The sequence below is a fragment of the Pseudomonas sp. EB271-G4-1 genome, assembly GCF_058791355.1.
The window spans coordinates 6,377-21,753 of record NZ_JBYTEO010000090.1 but is presented as its reverse complement, the minus strand read 5'-3'; the positions used below and the strand labels follow the sequence as shown (position 1 = coordinate 21,753).

Genomic DNA, 15,377 nt, shown 5'->3' with positions numbered 1-15,377 from the left:
GGCAGGAGCGAGAAAAGCTGAAGGCTGCCCAAGGCAGCCTTCAGCTATGAAACATGTTTACCGGACACTAGTGACGCGGAGCGTGGGAACGATCGGGTTGCGAGGCTGTTGATCGCTGACCTGCCTCCCTCCCCCCAAGATCGTTCCCACGCTCTGCGTGGGAATGCAGCCCGGGACGCTCCGCGTTCCAGTCGCGCCGCAGTGTGTGGTGATGCACGTCAATACCAGCGCTGAATCTCGATCAACCCGTCCAACCCCGCGTAGTTCCTCGCACTCGAGTAACGCCAGTGCTCCGGCAAGTCCACATACCCCCGCTTCACCGGGTTGTTGTGGATGTAATCGAGCTTCTGGTGCATCACCGACTCACTGAAAACCATTTCCGCGTGCGAGCCTTCCTGCCACAACTGATACACCCGATCCTGCTTGTGCGCCCGCTTGCTGAAGCGCAGTCGCTGTAGGGCTCTATCCGCCCCCTTGCTTTGCAGGTCGTTGATGATCTGTCTCGCGGTATAGGATTTGAACTGGCTCAGGGACTTGCCCAGGTCAGGTGCCTGGGCAACGAAGTGCAGGTGATTTTCGAGGACCACATAACCAAACAGCTGGAGGCTGTGGTGGGTTTGCTGGTAACGCCAGCAGTCCAGCAGGTGGTCGACGATATAGGGGCGGATGAACAGCGGGAGCCATTCCATGAGGGTACAGGTGAGGAAGTGGGGTTTGTCAGGCTCGGTGATGGAGAAACGGCTTCGGCCCATGGGATTCGTCCTTGAATCTTGCGGTGTGGCGGGGTGGAACGCGGAGCGTCCCTGGCATTGCGCCGATCTTTCGAATGGCGTCGCTGCGCTAACAGGCTTCGCAACTGTCACTTTTGACAGTTACCCACCATTCCAATTGAGCTTAGATTGGCCTTGGAAGGCAACGCCTTAATCAATCAACCTCAAGGAATGGGATATTCACAATGAACAACAAACGCAGACTGCAAACCCTAAAAAAAGTGCGCTCTCTAAAAACCAATGACATCTTCAAGTGGCGCTTCAACGCTGAAGGCGAATTCATTGAGGCAAGTGATACAGGTGCATACCTATGGGAAGGCAGCCCAGGCCAGTTTTACTGGGTATGGGAGGGTTGGACCGGCTCTCATGACACCAACGATATCTTTTTTTATGACTTCTCCATCCCCTATGTAAACGATGAAGTCATAGACCGCAGCTTCACTCTCGGTACAGGTGGACTGACCTTTGATCATGCTTTTTCAATAGGGAACGGACAGCTCGGCGTCGCCCCTGCGCATTCAGCAACGGTTCATATAAAACTCGACCCGAAAACCCGACAGAGCGAGGGCTATTTCGAAACAGTCTTCCTGGGCATTCATCAATCGCCCGAAGGCAAGTTCTCTTTCGAACGAAAAATCCCCTGACCTGGTGATGAAGGCGTGGCCCCCCTGTGCCCGCCTTTCTAAAAACTCATTTCAATCTCACAATCTTCAGCTAACAGCGCGAACAACATCCGCAACGCGCTTTGCAGCCAACGCCAGATGCTGCTCATGGCTAAACCCCGACGCCTTCAACGGCTTCAAATCATGATCCCCCGCCACCAGCCAAAACACCTCGATACTCGGTGACAGCGCGTAGCCCTCGACCGCCTCGCGATTGCCCAACGCATCCCGCTCGCCCTGCACGATCAACGTGCGTGTCTTCAACGCCGCCAGATGCTCCACCCGCGGTTTTTCCGGTTTACCCATGGCATAAAACGGATAACCCAGGCACACCAACGCATCGGCACCCAACTCATCGGCGAGCATGCTGGCGACCCGTCCGCCCATCGACTTGCCGCCAATGGCCAGCGTCCCAGTGACATGGCGTCGCACCTGGTCATACACCTCGCGCCAGCACTCCAGCAGCCTTGGCATCGGATTGGGCGGGCGCTTGCTACCGTCGACACGCCGCTGCGCCATGTACGGAAACTCAAAGCGCAATACGTTGACGCCTTGTGCCACAAGGCGTGCGGTCATGTCGTTCATCCAGTCGCTGTCCATTGGCGCTCCAGCGCCGTGGGCCAGGATCAGGGTTGCCGAGGCCTTGCCCGAAGCCGCATCCCACAACCATCCCTTTTCACGCACGCACTGCGCCCATTGATCCCCGTCAATACCGGCCATGTGCTGTTTGTCCATGCTTGCCTCGCTTTTAGTCTGCCTATAACTCCAGGCGCAGGGTGCACCGTTTGTGCAGCCAGCGGCTGAACCGTGGATGGGGAACCATGAACACTTCTATCAGTACCGCCTACAACTACAAGGTGGTCCGCCAATTCGCCATTATGACGGTGGTGTGGGGCATCGTCGGCATGGGGCTCGGGGTTTTTCTCGCTGCCCAGTTGGTCTGGCCCGAACTCAACTTCAATTTGCCCTGGACCAGCTTCGGCCGCCTGCGCCCGCTGCACACCAACGCGGTGATCTTCGCGTTCGGTGGCTGCGCCTTGTTCGCCAGTTCGTTCTATTCGGTACAACGCACCTGCCAGACGCAATTATTTGCGCCGAAAATAGCTGCGTTCTGCTTCTGGGGCTGGCAGCTGGTGATTGTCCTGGCGGCCATCAGCCTGCCGTTGGGCTACACCAGTTCCAAGGAATACGCCGAGCTGGAATGGCCGATCGACATCCTGATCACCATCGTCTGGGTCGCCTACGCCGTGGTGTTCTTCGGCACAGTGATGCAGCGCAAGACCAAGCACATCTATGTCGGTAACTGGTTCTTCGGCGGGTTCATCATCACCGTGGCGATCCTGCACATCGTCAACAACATGGAACTGCCCGTCAGCTTCACCAAGTCCTACTCGCTGTACTCCGGCGCCACCGACGCGATGGTGCAATGGTGGTACGGCCACAACGCCGTGGGCTTTTTCCTCACCGCCGGTTTCCTCGGGATGATGTATTACTTCGTGCCCAAACAGGCCGAGCGCCCGGTGTATTCCTATCGCCTGTCGATCGTGCACTTCTGGGCGCTGATCACCCTGTACATCTGGGCCGGCCCCCACCATTTGCACTACACCGCCTTGCCGGACTGGGCGCAATCGCTGGGCATGGTGATGTCGCTGATCCTCCTGGCGCCCAGCTGGGGCGGCATGATCAACGGCATGATGACGCTCTCCGGTGCCTGGCATAAGTTGCGCAGCGATCCGATCCTGCGCTTCCTCGTGGTATCGCTGGCGTTCTACGGCATGTCGACCTTCGAAGGGCCGATGATGGCGATCAAGACGGTCAACGCCCTCTCCCACTACACCGACTGGACCATCGGCCACGTGCACGCCGGCGCGCTCGGCTGGGTGGCGATGATTTCCATCGGCGCGCTGTACCACATGATCCCCAAAGTCTTCGGACGCGAGCAGATGCACAGCATCGGCCTGATCAACGCGCACTTCTGGCTCGCCACCATCGGCACCGTGCTGTACATCGCCTCGATGTGGGTCAACGGCATCGCCCAGGGCCTGATGTGGCGCGCGGTGAACGAAGACGGCACGCTGACCTACTCCTTCGTCGAAACCCTGGTGGCCAGCCATCCGGGCTTCGTCGTGCGGCTGGTAGGCGGGGCGATCTTCCTGAGTGGCATGTTGCTGATGGCCTACAACACCTGGCGCACCGTGCGGGCCTCGCAGCCTGCCGACGCCGTCGCTGCCGCGCAGATGGCCTGAGGAGTCCGCCATGAAACACGAAACAATCGAGAAAAACGTCGGCCTGCTGATGCTGCTGATGGTGTTGGCCGTGAGCATTGGCGGCCTGACCCAGATCGTCCCGTTGTTCTTCCAGGACGTGACCAACAAACCGGTGGAAGGCATGAAGCCCTACACCGCACTGCAACTGGAAGGCCGCGACATCTATATCCGCGAAGGCTGCGTGGGTTGCCACTCACAGATGATCCGCCCGTTTCGCGCCGAGACCGAACGCTACGGGCACTACTCGGTGGCCGGTGAAAGCGTTTGGGATCACCCGTTCCTCTGGGGCTCGAAACGCACGGGCCCGGACCTGGCGAGGGTCGGCGCGCGCTACTCCGATGACTGGCACCGCGCGCATTTGTACAACCCGCGCAACGTGGTACCGGAATCGAAGATGCCAGCGTACCCGTGGCTGGTGGCCAACGCGGTCGACAGCGGCCACACCGAAACCAAGCTCCGCGCCATGCGTACCCTCGGCGTGCCCTACACCGATGAGGACATCGCAGGCAGCGTCGAGTCGCTCAAGGGCAAGTCGGAGATGGATGCGCTGGTCGCCTACCTGCAAGTGCTCGGCACTGCGATCAAGAGCAAGAGGTGAGTCATGGTCGTTGAAATGAGTACTGGAATGATCCGCGGCCTGGGCACCGTCGTGGTGTTCGTGGCCTTCGTCGGCCTGACGCTGTGGGTGTTCAACGCCAAGCGCAGCGCGCAATTCGCCGAAGCGCGACTGCTGCCGTTCGCCGACGAGCCACAAGCCCAGACCCCCGAAGAATCCGCCACAAGGAGCACCCGGCCATGACCACTTTCTGGAGTACGTGGATCTGCGTACTGACCATCGGCAGCCTGATTGGCCTGACCTGGCTGCTGATCGGCACCCGCAAGGGCGAAACCAAGGGCAGCGTCGACCAGACCATGGGCCACAGCTTCGACGGCATCGAGGAGTACGACAACCCGTTGCCGCAATGGTGGTTCATGCTGTTCGCCGGCACCCTGGTGTTTGCCGTCGGCTACCTGATTCTCTATCCGGGCCTGGGTAACTGGAAAGGCATCCTGCCCGGCTACGCCAACGGCTGGACCGGCGTGCACGAGTGGGAAAAGGAAATGGACAGGGCCGACGCCCGGTTCGGACCGATCTTCGCCAAATTCGCCGCCATGCCGGTGGAAGAAGTGGCCAAGGACCCGCAAGCGCTGAAAATGGGTGGGCGCCTGTTCGCCTCCAACTGCTCGGTGTGCCACGGCTCGGATGCCAAGGGCGCGTTCGGCTTCCCCAACCTGGCGGACAGTGACTGGCGCTGGGGCGGCGACGCCGACACCATCAAGGCCACCATCCTCGGTGGGCGCATGGCGGCGATGCCCGCCTGGGGGGAAATCCTCGGCGAAGCAGGGGTGAAAAACGTTGCTGCCTATGTACGCCACGAACTGGCCGGGCTGCCATTGCCGGCGGACGACAAGGCCGACCTGCAAGCCGGTCAGCAAGCCTTCAGCACCACCTGTACCGCCTGTCACGGGGCAAACGGCCAGGGCACCGCAGCCATGGGCGCGCCGAATCTGACGCACCCGGCCGGGTTCATTTATGGCACCAGCCTGACCCAGCTCGAACAGACCATCCGCCACGGTCGCCAGGGTCACATGCCGGCGCAGAATGAGTTGCTGGGCAACGATAAAGTGCAACTGCTCGCGGCTTATGTGTTCAGCCTTTCAAAAGGGAATGAGCAATTGAGCGGCAAGCTTCAAGCAACAAGCGAAAAGTAAAAACAAGAAGCTGCAAGCGACGAGATCACTCTTGAAGCTTGCAGCTTTACGCTCCAGGCTGCTTCCTTTTGTCACACCCTTCCTGAGTCCTCCTTTCGAATCCCCGCATTCGGGTCTACGCTTGATCGATGCGGACTGGCCCGTGCCGGTTCCAGGTCATCCTTGCGCGATGTGTTCGCCCCCGTCGACTGACTGACAGGCCGCAAACGCTGGTAGATACCGGCTGTCGAGCCAAATACCGTCGGTCGCCGACCAGGCCTTTTCAACACACCTTGTTACAAGCGACCTGAACCCCCTCGCTTTTTCCGTTCACTGCGACATTTTGTCCGAGGCCATTTTTGTCCTTACGCGGCGCATGGAAAGGCCGCAGAATCAGCATTTGAACGCATTGACCCAGGTCATGGCGCGTTGCAATGACCCCCTGCTTTCTCCATACTTGCGGCCGATTTTTAATCCTAATAAAACACCCAAACCGTGGAACCTTAGAATGAGCACAGCAATCAGTCCGACTGCTTATAACTATAAGGTAGTCCGCCAGTTCGCCATCATGACGGTGGTCTGGGGGATCCTTGGCATGGGGCTCGGTGTCTTCATCGCCTCGCAACTGGTCTGGCCGGAGTTGAACTTCGGCCTGCCGTGGACGAGCTTTGGACGCCTGCGCCCGTTGCACACCAACCTGGTGATTTTCGCCTTCGGTGGTTGTGCACTGTTTGCCACTTCCTACTACGTCGTGCAGCGAACCTGCCAAACGCGACTGATTTCCGACAGCCTCGCGGCCTTCACCTTCTGGGGTTGGCAAGCGGTGATCGTCGGCGCCATCGTTACCTTGCCGCTGGGTTACACCACCACCAAGGAATACGCTGAGCTGGAATGGCCTCTGGCTATTCTGCTGGCCATTGTCTGGGTTACCTACGGCCTGGTGTTCTTCGGCACCATCACCAAGCGCAAGACCAAGCACATCTATGTGGGCAACTGGTTCTACGGTGCTTTCATCGTCGTGACCGCGATGCTGCACATCGTCAACCACATGTCGCTGCCGGTCAGCCTGTTCAAGTCCTACTCGGCCTACTCGGGCGCGACCGACGCGATGATCCAGTGGTGGTACGGCCACAACGCCGTAGGCTTCTTCCTGACCACCGGTTTCCTGGGGATGATGTACTACTTCGTGCCGAAACAGGCCGAGCGTCCGATCTACTCCTATCGCCTGTCCATCGTGCACTTCTGGGCGCTGATCACCCTGTACATCTGGGCCGGTCCGCACCACCTGCACTACACCGCACTGCCGGACTGGGCCCAATCGCTGGGCATGGCCATGTCGATCATCCTGCTGGCGCCAAGCTGGGGCGGCATGATCAACGGCATGATGACCCTGTCGGGCGCCTGGCATAAGCTGCGTACCGACCCGATCCTGCGCTTTTTGGTGGTGTCCCTGGCGTTCTACGGCATGTCGACCTTCGAAGGCCCGATGATGGCCATCAAGACCGTCAACTCGCTGTCGCACTACACCGACTGGACCATCGGCCACGTACACGCCGGCGCACTCGGCTGGGTAGCAATGATCTCGATCGGCGCGATCTACCACATGATCCCGAAACTGTTCGGTCGCGCGCAGATGCACAGCATCGGCCTGATCAACACGCACTTCTGGCTCGCGACCATCGGTACCGTGCTGTACATCGCTTCGATGTGGGTCAACGGCATCACCCAGGGCCTGATGTGGCGTGCAATCAACGACGACGGCACCCTCACCTACTCGTTCGTCGAAGCGCTGCAAGCCAGCCACCCTGGCTTCATCGTTCGCGCCCTGGGCGGTGCGTTCTTCGCCACTGGCATGCTGTTCATGGCCTACAACGTATGGCGTACCGTACGTGCCTCGCACCCGGCAGAGGCTAAAGCTGCCGAACAGATCGTTGTAGTTGGAGCTCACTGATGAAGCATGAAGCAGTCGAGAAGAATATTGGCCTGCTGGCCTTCTTCATGGTTATCGCCGTCAGTGTCGGCGGCCTGACCCAGATCGTTCCGCTGTTTTTCCAGGATGTCACCAACAAGCCGGTCGAGGGCATGAAGCCCCGCCCTGCCCTTGAACTGGAAGGCCGGGATGTCTACATCGCCAACGGTTGTGTCAGCTGCCACTCGCAGATGATCCGCCCGTTCCGTGCTGAAACCGAACGTTACGGCCACTACTCGGTCGCCGGCGAGAGCGTGTGGGACCACCCGTTCCTGTGGGGTTCCAAGCGTACCGGTCCGGACCTGGCCCGTGTCGGCGGTCGTTACTCCGATGACTGGCAGCGTGCGCACTTGTACAACCCGCGCAACGTGGTGCCTGAGTCGAAAATGCCGGCCTACCCGTTCCTCGTGGAAAACAAGCTCGACGGCAAGGACACCGCCAAGAAAATGGAAGTCTTGCGCGCGCTCGGCGTCCCTTACACCGACGAAGACATCGCCGGTGCCAAGGATGCCGTGAAGGGCAAAACCGAAATGGACGCGCTGGTGGCCTATCTGCAAGGCCTGGGTACCATCATCAAAAGCAAACGGTGATCTAAATGGATATCGGGATGATTCGTGGCCTGGGCACCGTTGTCGTGATGGTGGCCTTCATCGGTCTGGCGTTGTGGGTGTTCAGTCCCAAGCGCAAGTCGGAGTTCGAAGACGCGACCTTGCTGCCTTTTGCGGATGATCCCGAAGCCATCAAGCACGTCGAGCAAGCTTCTAGGAGTAACAAAGAATGACTACATTCTGGAGTCTGTATGTCACAGTCCTCAGTCTCGGTACGATCTTTTCCCTGACCTGGCTGCTGCTGTCGACCCGTAAGGGCCAGCGCACCGAGTCGACCGAAGAGACGGTTGGCCACTCCTTCGACGGTATCGAGGAGTACGACAACCCCCTGCCGAAATGGTGGTTCATGCTGTTCGTGGGCACCATCATCTTCGCCCTGGGTTACCTGGTGCTGTACCCGGGCCTGGGCAACTGGAAAGGCCTGCTGCCAGGCTACAACTACCTCGATAACGAAAAGCAGACCGCGTTCGCCAACGGCCAGACCGGCTGGACCGGCGTTCACGAGTGGGAAAAGGAAATGGCTCGCTCGGACGCCAAGTTCGGTCCGATCTTCGCCAAGTTCGCGTCCATGCCGATCGAAGAAGTCGCCAAGGACCCTCAAGCGCTGAAAATGGGCGGCCGCCTGTTTGCCTCCAACTGCTCGGTCTGCCACGGCTCCGACGCCAAGGGTGCCTACGGCTTCCCTAACCTCACCGACGCCGACTGGCGCTGGGGCGGCGAAGCGGAAACCATCAAGACCACCATCATGGGCGGTCGCCACGCGGTGATGCCGGCGTGGGCTGATGTGATCGGCGAGCAAGGCGTAGCGGACGTTGCCGCTTTCGTCCTGACCAACCTCGATGGCCGCAAGCTGCCGGAAGGCGCCAAGGCTGACCCGGTTGCCGGGCAGAAACTGTTCGCGGCCAACTGCGTGGCTTGCCACGGTCCGGAAGGTAAAGGTACCCCAGCGATGGGCGCACCTAACCTGACCCACCCGGGCGCGTTCATCTACGGTTCGAGCTTCGCGCAACTGCAGCAGACCATCCGTTACGGACGCCAGGGCCAGATGCCTGCCCAGGAACAGCTGCAAGGTAACGACAAGGTTCACCTGCTGGCCGCTTACGTCTACAGCCTGTCGCATGGCGAGAAGGCTCCAGTGGCAGACGCCCAGTAAGGCATACGCCTGATGCAGTAACGAACGGCCCCGCCAATGAGAATTGGCGGGGCTGTTTTGTCATGGGCGCTGGTTTCATAATCTGAAACCTATATTCGATGGGATTGCGGGCCGGTCAGGGGTAACGTCGACTGACCTGGCAACCAGCATGAAGCGGGTTGGCCAGGACAAGGAAGTCAATCGTCATTACACAAGGAATGCATACCATGTCTGATCAAGAACACATCGTTGACGACTGTAGGGGTCCGGTAATGCCTGAGCCTGCAAAGGAAGTAATCGTTCCGGCAGTCGAGCGCCTCATCACCGAGTGCGAAATACCCGAAGAACCTGAACCTGAGGAAACTGCGCCGCGTCGTGCCAACTTTTCCGGCAGCGGGCTCGACGGCCTGGGCGGGGGAAATATCCTTTAAGCGGTGATTCATGAGCGCAGCGGACATCCGCTGCGCTCTAAAGCCACGCCCCCGACAGTTCGGTCGTGCTCTACCGTTGAGCTATAGTCAATTGACCTGCATCATGTTTTGTTACATTCGCTACACCATTCGAGTTTTTTCCCCAACGCGACCAAAGGTCGCACCCTTGAGCTAGAGCGACAGGCGTATCATTGCGCTACTGCAACACCTCTTTTTGACCGCGGTCGGCACGTACTGACCGAGGCATTTTTCCACTGCCGTGGGATGCAATGATGAGCAACCAGATTCCGGTACACGACGTCACCCCGCCCACCAAGAACGCAAACAACAGCGTCGACCTTTACGCCTCCAGGGAAAAAATCTACACCCGCGCCTTCACCGGCCTGTTTCGCAACTTGCGCATGGCGGGTGGCGCTTTCCTGTTCCTGCTGTATTTCGGCACGGTGTGGCTCAACTGGGGCGGGCACCAGGCGGTCTGGTGGAATCTGCCGGAGCGCAAGTTCTTCATCTTCGGTGCCACCTTCTGGCCTCAGGATTTCATCCTGCTGTCCGGCATGCTGATCATTGCCGCCTTCGGCCTGTTCTTCATCACCGTGTACGCCGGTCGGGTCTGGTGCGGCTACACCTGCCCGCAGAGCGTCTGGACCTGGATCTTCATGTGGTGCGAGAAGATCACCGAAGGCGATCGTAACCAGCGCATCAAACTCGACAAGGCGCCGATGAGCGCCAACAAGTTCCTGCGCAAATTCAGCAAGCACAGCCTGTGGCTGTTGATAGGTTTCGTCACCGGCATGACCTTCGTCGGCTACTTCACGCCGATTCGCGAGCTGGTGATCGAGTTCTTCACCGGTGAAGCCGATGGCTGGTCGTATTTCTGGGTCGGTTTCTTCACGCTCGCCACCTATGGCAACGCCGGCTGGCTGCGTGAGCAAGTGTGCATCTACATGTGCCCGTACGCACGCTTCCAGAGCGTGATGTTCGACAAGGACACGCTGATCGTTTCCTACGACCCGCGCCGTGGCGAAAGCCGTGGCCCGCGCAAGAAAGGCATCGACTACAAGGCCCAGGGCCTGGGTGACTGCATCGATTGCACCATGTGCGTCCAGGTCTGTCCGACCGGTATCGACATCCGCGACGGCCTGCAGATCGAGTGCATCGGCTGCGCGGCGTGCATCGATGCCTGCGACGCCATCATGGACAAGATGGAATACCCGCGCGGCCTGATCAGCTACACCACCGAGCACAACCTGTCCGGGCAGAAAACCCATAAACTGCGCCCGCGCCTGATTGGCTATGCCGTGGTACTGCTGGCAATGATCGGGGTGCTGGTGACCGCGTTCTTCATGCGCTCGCTGGTCGGTTTCGACGTCAGCAAGGACCGCGTGCTGTACCGTGAGAACGCCGAAGGCCGGATCGAGAACGTCTACAGCCTGAAGGTGATGAACAAGGACCAGCGCGACCATACCTATCTGCTCGAGGCCGCCGGCCTGCCGGACCTCAAGCTGCAGGGCCGGCGCGAGATCAAGGTTGCGGCCGGCGATATCGTCAGCCAGCCGGTCGAACTGTCCGTGGCCCCGGAACAATTGCCATCGAGCACCAACGAGGTGAAATTCATCCTCAGGGACGCCGATGACGCCAGCATTCACGTTGAAGCCAAGAGCCGATTCATCGGCCCACAAAATCGTTGAGAGAAGTGATCATGCCCGCAGCAACTGCCGCAAGTCCCTGGTACAAGCACCTTTGGCCGTGGATCATCATCGGGATCCTGGCCTGCTCGGTGACCCTGACCTTGTCCATGGTGACCATCGCGGTGAAGAACCCGGACAACCTGGTCAACGACAACTACTACGAGGCCGGCAAGGGCATCAACCGCTCCCTGGACCGTGAACTGTTGGCGCAGACCCTGCTGATGCGCGCCAGCATTCATCTGGATGACGTGACCGGTGAAGTCGACCTGCGCCTGAGCGGCAATAGCCAGCCTGCCACGCTTGAGCTGAACCTGATCTCGCCGACGCAACCGGAGAAGGATCGCAAGATCACCCTCACCCGCAGCGACACCGAACAGGGCCGCTATATCGGCCAACTGAGCGACAAGATCGAAGGCCGCCGCTTTATCGAACTGCTCGGCACCCAGGATGACCACATCTGGCGCATGTTCGAGGAAGAGCTGGTCAACCATGACAAGGAATTGCTGCTCGGTGATGAACCGTTGCAAGGCGCGGAAGACCTGAAAAAATAAGCCTTACCTGATCGCCCCCGCGCTCTGCGTGGGGACGCAGCCAGGAACGCTCCGCGTTCCAGCCGAAGCGGACGCGGAGCGTCCGGGGAGGCATTCCCACGCGGAGCGTGGGAACGATCATCGGACAACACCTCATGACCACCACCCCGACCCCCTGCTACCACTGCGCCCTGCCCGTCCCCAGCGGCAGCCGCTTCACCGCCGTCGTACTCGGGGAGCCGCGGGAATTCTGCTGCCCGGGATGCCAAGCCGTGGCCGAGGCCATTGTCGCAGGTGGCTTGCAAAGCTATTACCAGCATCGTAGCGAAGCCTCGGCCAACCCCGAGGCGCTGCCGGTGCAACTGGTCGATGAATTGGCGCTGTACGACCGCGCCGACGTACAGCAACCCTTCGTTCGCCACGAAGGCGAATTGGCCGAAACCACGCTCCTGATGGAAGGCATCAGTTGCGCCGCCTGCGGCTGGCTGATCGAGAAACACCTGCGCACCTTGCCGGCCGTTGCCGAAGCGCGCCTGAACCTGTCCAACCATCGCTTGCACGTGCGCTGGGCCGACGGGCAATTGCCCCTGAGCCGGGTGCTCGCCGAATTGCGCCACATCGGTTACGCCGCCCACCCTTATCAAGCCGATCGTGCCAGCGAACAACTGGCCAGCGAAAATCGCCTGGCCCTGCGCCAGCTTGGCGTGGCCGGGCTGTTGTGGTTCCAGGCGATGATGGCAACCATGGCGACATGGCCGGAATTCAACATCGACCTCAGCCCCGAGCTGCACGCCATCCTGCGCTGGGTCGCGCTGTTCCTCACCACACCGATCGTGTTCTACAGCTGTGCGCCGTTCTTCAAGGGCGCCATGCGCGACCTGCGCACACGGCACCTGACCATGGACGTATCGGTGTCGCTGGCCATTGGCAGTGCCTACATCGCCGGGATCTGGACCTCGATCACCGGGGTCGGCGAGCTGTATTTCGACGCCGTGGGCATGTTCGCCCTGTTTCTGCTGGCCGGGCGCTACCTGGAGCGGCGAGCCCGGGAGCGCACCGCCGCCGCAACCGCGCAACTGGTCAATTTGCTCCCCGCTTCCTGCCTGCGCCTGAGCGCCGACGGCCAGAGCGAGCGCATCCTGCTCAGTGAACTGCGGGTGGGCGATCACGTGCTGGTGCATCCGGGGGCGATTTTGCCGGCCGACGGCAAGATCCTCGAAGGCCAGTCGAGCATCGACGAATCGCTGCTGACCGGCGAATACCTGCCGCAGCCACGCACCCCGGGCGATGCCGTCACCGCTGGCACCCTGAATGTGGAAGGCCCGTTGACTGTCGAAGTCCTGGCCCTCGGTCATGACACCCGTCTCTCGGCCATCGTGCGCCTGCTCGACCGCGCCCAGGCCGAAAAACCACGGCTGGCGGAAATCGCCGACCGTGCCGCGCAATGGTTCCTGTTGCTGACACTGATCGCCTGCGCCTGTATCGGACTGTTGTGGTGGGAGCTGGACCCGTCTCGCGCCTTCTGGATCGTGCTGGCGATGCTGGTCGCGACCTGCCCGTGCGCCCTGTCCCTGGCCACGCCGACCGCGTTGACCGCCGCCACCGGCACCTTGCACAAGCTGGGTTTGTTGCTGACCCGCGGTCACGTGCTCGAGGGCCTGAACCAGATCGACACGGTGATCTTCGACAAGACCGGCACCCTCACCGAAGGGCGCCTGGCGCTGCGTTCGATCCGCCCCCTCGGCGCGCTTGCCAGCGATCAATGCCTGAGTCTCGCCGCCGCACTGGAGAACCGCTCAGAACACCCGATTGCCCGCGCTTTTGGTCGCGCGCCGGTGGCCGCCGAAGAGGTTCACAGCACGCCGGGGCTGGGCCTCGAAGGACTGGTGGGCGAGCAACGCCTGCGCATCGGTCAACCCGGTTTTGTCTGTGCACTCAGCGGCGCCACGGTGCCCTCCATACCGGAGGAAGCCGGGCAATGGCTGCTGTTAGGCGATAGCCAGGGCCCGCTGGCGTGGCTGGTTCTCGACGACCGTTTGCGCGCCGATGCCCCTGATCTACTGGCGGCCTGCAAGGCCCGTGGCTGGCGCACCCTGTTGCTGTCGGGCGACAGCTCGCCGATGGTCGCCAGTGTCGCGGCTGAATTGGGCATCGATGAAGCCCGTGGAGGCTTGCGTCCGGACGACAAGCTGCAAGTCCTGCAACAACTGCACAAGGAAGGTCGCAAGGTGTTGATGCTCGGAGACGGGGTCAACGATGTGCCGGTACTGGCCGCCGCCGACATCAGCGTGGCCATGGGCTCGGCCACTGACCTGGCGAAAACCAGCGCCGACGCGGTACTCCTGTCCAACCGCCTCGATGCCCTGGTGCAAGCGTTCAACCTGGCGCGCCGCACCCGCCGGGTGATCATCGAGAATTTGCTGTGGGCCGCGCTGTACAATGGACTCATGTTGCCGTTCGCCGCCCTTGGCTGGATCACACCGGTGTGGGCAGCCGTCGGCATGTCGCTCAGTTCGTTGACCGTGGTGCTCAACGCCCTGCGCCTGACTCGCCTGCCGAGCGCGCCGGCTGCACGCACCACGCCAGAAACCCGCCCGCTGCCGGCCTGAGCCGCGCGGGCATGGAGTCCAGATGCCAGCTCTCTACGTGATGATTCCGGCCGCGCTGTTGATCGTGGCCATCGCTGTCTACATCTTCTTCTGGGCCGTCGACAGCGGTCAGTACGACGACCTCGACGGCCCGGCCCACAGCATCCTGTTCGACGATCAGGACCCGAACCACACCGCGGCGGTCGACGAGGCCAGCGGCCATCCGCCCAAACCCGACGACAAGGCGCCGCCCCATGCTTGATTTGGCGCCGCTGCTGGTGTCGGCGGTCATCCTCGGTCTGCTCGGTGGCGGTCATTGCCTGGGCATGTGCGGCGGCTTGATGGGCGCATTGACGCTGGCCATTCCCAAGGAACAACGCAGTCGCCGCTTTCGCCTGCTGCTGGCCTACAACCTGGGGCGCATCCTCAGCTATGCCACCGCCGGCCTGTTGATCGGCCTGGCCGGCTGGGCGGTGGCCAACAGCCCGGCGGCGATGTTCATGCGCGTGCTCGCGGGCCTGCTGCTGATCGCCATGGGCCTGTACCTGGCCGGCTGGTGGAGCGGGCTGACCCGCATCGAAAGCCTCGGTCGCGGCCTGTGGCGGCATATCCAGCCGGTCGCCAACCGACTGCTGCCGGTGTCGAGCCTGCCCCGGGCGTTGTTGTTGGGCGGACTTTGGGGCTGGCTGCCTTGCGGGCTGGTCTACAGCACCCTGCTGTGGTCGGCCAGTCAGGGCAATGCGCTGGACAGCGCATTGTTGATGCTGGCGTTCGGACTGGGCACCTGGCCGGTGCTGCTCGCTACGGGGCTGGCAGCCGAACGGGTGACGGCGTTGTTGCGCAAACGCAGCGTGCGCATGGCGGGCGGATTGCTGGTGATGTTGTTCGGCATCTGGACCTTGCCGGGGCCGCATCAGCATTGGCTCATGGGGCATTAGATCGCGGCGCGCCCTTCGCGAGCAGGCTCGCTCCCACATTGAAAGCATTCCTACCTGTGGGAG

At 61.1% G+C, this 15,377-nt stretch carries 17 protein-coding genes; 15 read left to right on the top strand and 2 right to left on the bottom strand.

What is annotated here, in order from left to right:
• Nucleotides 1-218 precede the first annotated feature (218 nt).
• Nucleotides 219-752 carry an REP-associated tyrosine transposase gene (locus AC3WWR_RS28475; protein ID WP_492599255.1) on the bottom strand — a complete coding sequence of 178 codons (534 nt, stop codon included), beginning with the start codon at nucleotides 750-752 and terminating at the stop codon, nucleotides 219-221.
• A gap of 203 nt (nucleotides 753-955) precedes the next feature.
• Between AC3WWR_RS28475 and AC3WWR_RS28470 the strand changes: the two genes are divergently transcribed.
• Nucleotides 956-1,414, top strand: coding sequence for a hypothetical protein (locus AC3WWR_RS28470; RefSeq protein WP_492599254.1), 459 nt, complete (start codon nucleotides 956-958; stop codon nucleotides 1,412-1,414).
• Between the two features lie 66 nt (nucleotides 1,415-1,480).
• Here the strand turns inward: AC3WWR_RS28470 and AC3WWR_RS28465 are convergent, their stop codons facing one another.
• A complete protein-coding gene (locus AC3WWR_RS28465; protein ID WP_492599253.1) occupies nucleotides 1,481-2,167 on the bottom strand; it encodes an alpha/beta fold hydrolase in 687 nt (228 codons plus the stop codon).
• Nucleotides 2,168-2,253: 86 nt separating this feature from the next.
• Here AC3WWR_RS28465 and ccoN (AC3WWR_RS28460) point away from each other — a divergent pair, with 86 nt between their 5' ends.
• The 14 genes from ccoN (AC3WWR_RS28460) to AC3WWR_RS28395 all read left to right on the top strand — a co-directional run bounded on the left by ccoN (AC3WWR_RS28460) (nucleotide 2,254) and on the right by AC3WWR_RS28395 (nucleotide 15,314).
• On the top strand, nucleotides 2,254-3,678 hold the full coding sequence (gene ccoN / locus AC3WWR_RS28460; protein ID WP_020800673.1) for a cytochrome-c oxidase, cbb3-type subunit I: 1,425 nt from the start codon (nucleotides 2,254-2,256) through the stop codon (nucleotides 3,676-3,678).
• A gap of 10 nt (nucleotides 3,679-3,688) precedes the next feature.
• Nucleotides 3,689-4,297, top strand: coding sequence for a cytochrome-c oxidase, cbb3-type subunit II (gene ccoO / locus AC3WWR_RS28455; protein ID WP_033042279.1), 609 nt, complete (start codon nucleotides 3,689-3,691; stop codon nucleotides 4,295-4,297).
• Nucleotides 4,298-4,300: 3 nt separating this feature from the next.
• Nucleotides 4,301-4,498 (top strand): cbb3-type cytochrome oxidase subunit 3, encoded by a 198-nt coding sequence (locus AC3WWR_RS28450; RefSeq protein ID WP_020800671.1) that lies wholly within the window; start codon nucleotides 4,301-4,303, stop codon nucleotides 4,496-4,498.
• The gene (gene ccoP / locus AC3WWR_RS28445; protein WP_020800670.1) at nucleotides 4,495-5,451 is read left to right on the top strand and encodes a cytochrome-c oxidase, cbb3-type subunit III; all 957 of its coding nucleotides are present in this window, start codon (nucleotides 4,495-4,497) and stop codon (nucleotides 5,449-5,451) included. The genes AC3WWR_RS28450 and ccoP (AC3WWR_RS28445) overlap by 4 nt, the downstream gene beginning before the upstream one ends.
• A 487-nt stretch (nucleotides 5,452-5,938) precedes the next feature.
• Nucleotides 5,939-7,381 carry a cytochrome-c oxidase, cbb3-type subunit I gene (ccoN, locus tag AC3WWR_RS28440; RefSeq protein WP_020800668.1) on the top strand — a complete coding sequence of 481 codons (1,443 nt, stop codon included), beginning with the start codon at nucleotides 5,939-5,941 and terminating at the stop codon, nucleotides 7,379-7,381.
• Nucleotides 7,381-7,989 (top strand): cytochrome-c oxidase, cbb3-type subunit II, encoded by a 609-nt coding sequence (ccoO, locus tag AC3WWR_RS28435; RefSeq protein WP_008057891.1) that lies wholly within the window; start codon nucleotides 7,381-7,383, stop codon nucleotides 7,987-7,989. Before ccoN (AC3WWR_RS28440) ends, ccoO (AC3WWR_RS28435) begins: the two co-directional genes overlap by 1 nt.
• Before the next feature lie 5 nt (nucleotides 7,990-7,994).
• Nucleotides 7,995-8,180, top strand: a complete 186-nt coding sequence (locus AC3WWR_RS28430; RefSeq protein ID WP_003175465.1) for a CcoQ/FixQ family Cbb3-type cytochrome c oxidase assembly chaperone — start codon at nucleotides 7,995-7,997, stop codon at nucleotides 8,178-8,180.
• Entirely contained in the window at nucleotides 8,177-9,160 is a 984-nt protein-coding gene (gene ccoP, locus AC3WWR_RS28425) for a cytochrome-c oxidase, cbb3-type subunit III (protein ID WP_083348513.1), read from the top strand. Before AC3WWR_RS28430 ends, ccoP (AC3WWR_RS28425) begins: the two co-directional genes overlap by 4 nt.
• 206 nt (nucleotides 9,161-9,366) lie before the next feature.
• Complete coding sequence (locus AC3WWR_RS28420; RefSeq protein ID WP_083348512.1) at nucleotides 9,367-9,570, top strand: hypothetical protein; 204 nt, start codon at nucleotides 9,367-9,369, stop codon at nucleotides 9,568-9,570.
• Nucleotides 9,571-9,842: 272 nt separating this feature from the next.
• Entirely contained in the window at nucleotides 9,843-11,258 is a 1,416-nt protein-coding gene (gene ccoG, locus AC3WWR_RS28415) for a cytochrome c oxidase accessory protein CcoG (protein ID WP_033041223.1), read from the top strand.
• A gap of 11 nt (nucleotides 11,259-11,269) precedes the next feature.
• Entirely contained in the window at nucleotides 11,270-11,809 is a 540-nt protein-coding gene (locus AC3WWR_RS28410) for a FixH family protein (RefSeq protein WP_033041221.1), read from the top strand.
• A 134-nt stretch (nucleotides 11,810-11,943) separates the two neighbouring features.
• A complete protein-coding gene (locus AC3WWR_RS28405) occupies nucleotides 11,944-14,397 on the top strand; it encodes a heavy metal translocating P-type ATPase (RefSeq protein WP_492599252.1) in 2,454 nt (817 codons plus the stop codon).
• 22 nt (nucleotides 14,398-14,419) lie between these two features.
• Complete coding sequence (gene ccoS, locus AC3WWR_RS28400; RefSeq protein WP_008057874.1) at nucleotides 14,420-14,638, top strand: cbb3-type cytochrome oxidase assembly protein CcoS; 219 nt, start codon at nucleotides 14,420-14,422, stop codon at nucleotides 14,636-14,638.
• Entirely contained in the window at nucleotides 14,631-15,314 is a 684-nt protein-coding gene (locus AC3WWR_RS28395) for a sulfite exporter TauE/SafE family protein (protein ID WP_020800662.1), read from the top strand. Before ccoS ends, AC3WWR_RS28395 begins: the two co-directional genes overlap by 8 nt.
• Nucleotides 15,315-15,377 lie beyond the last annotated feature (63 nt).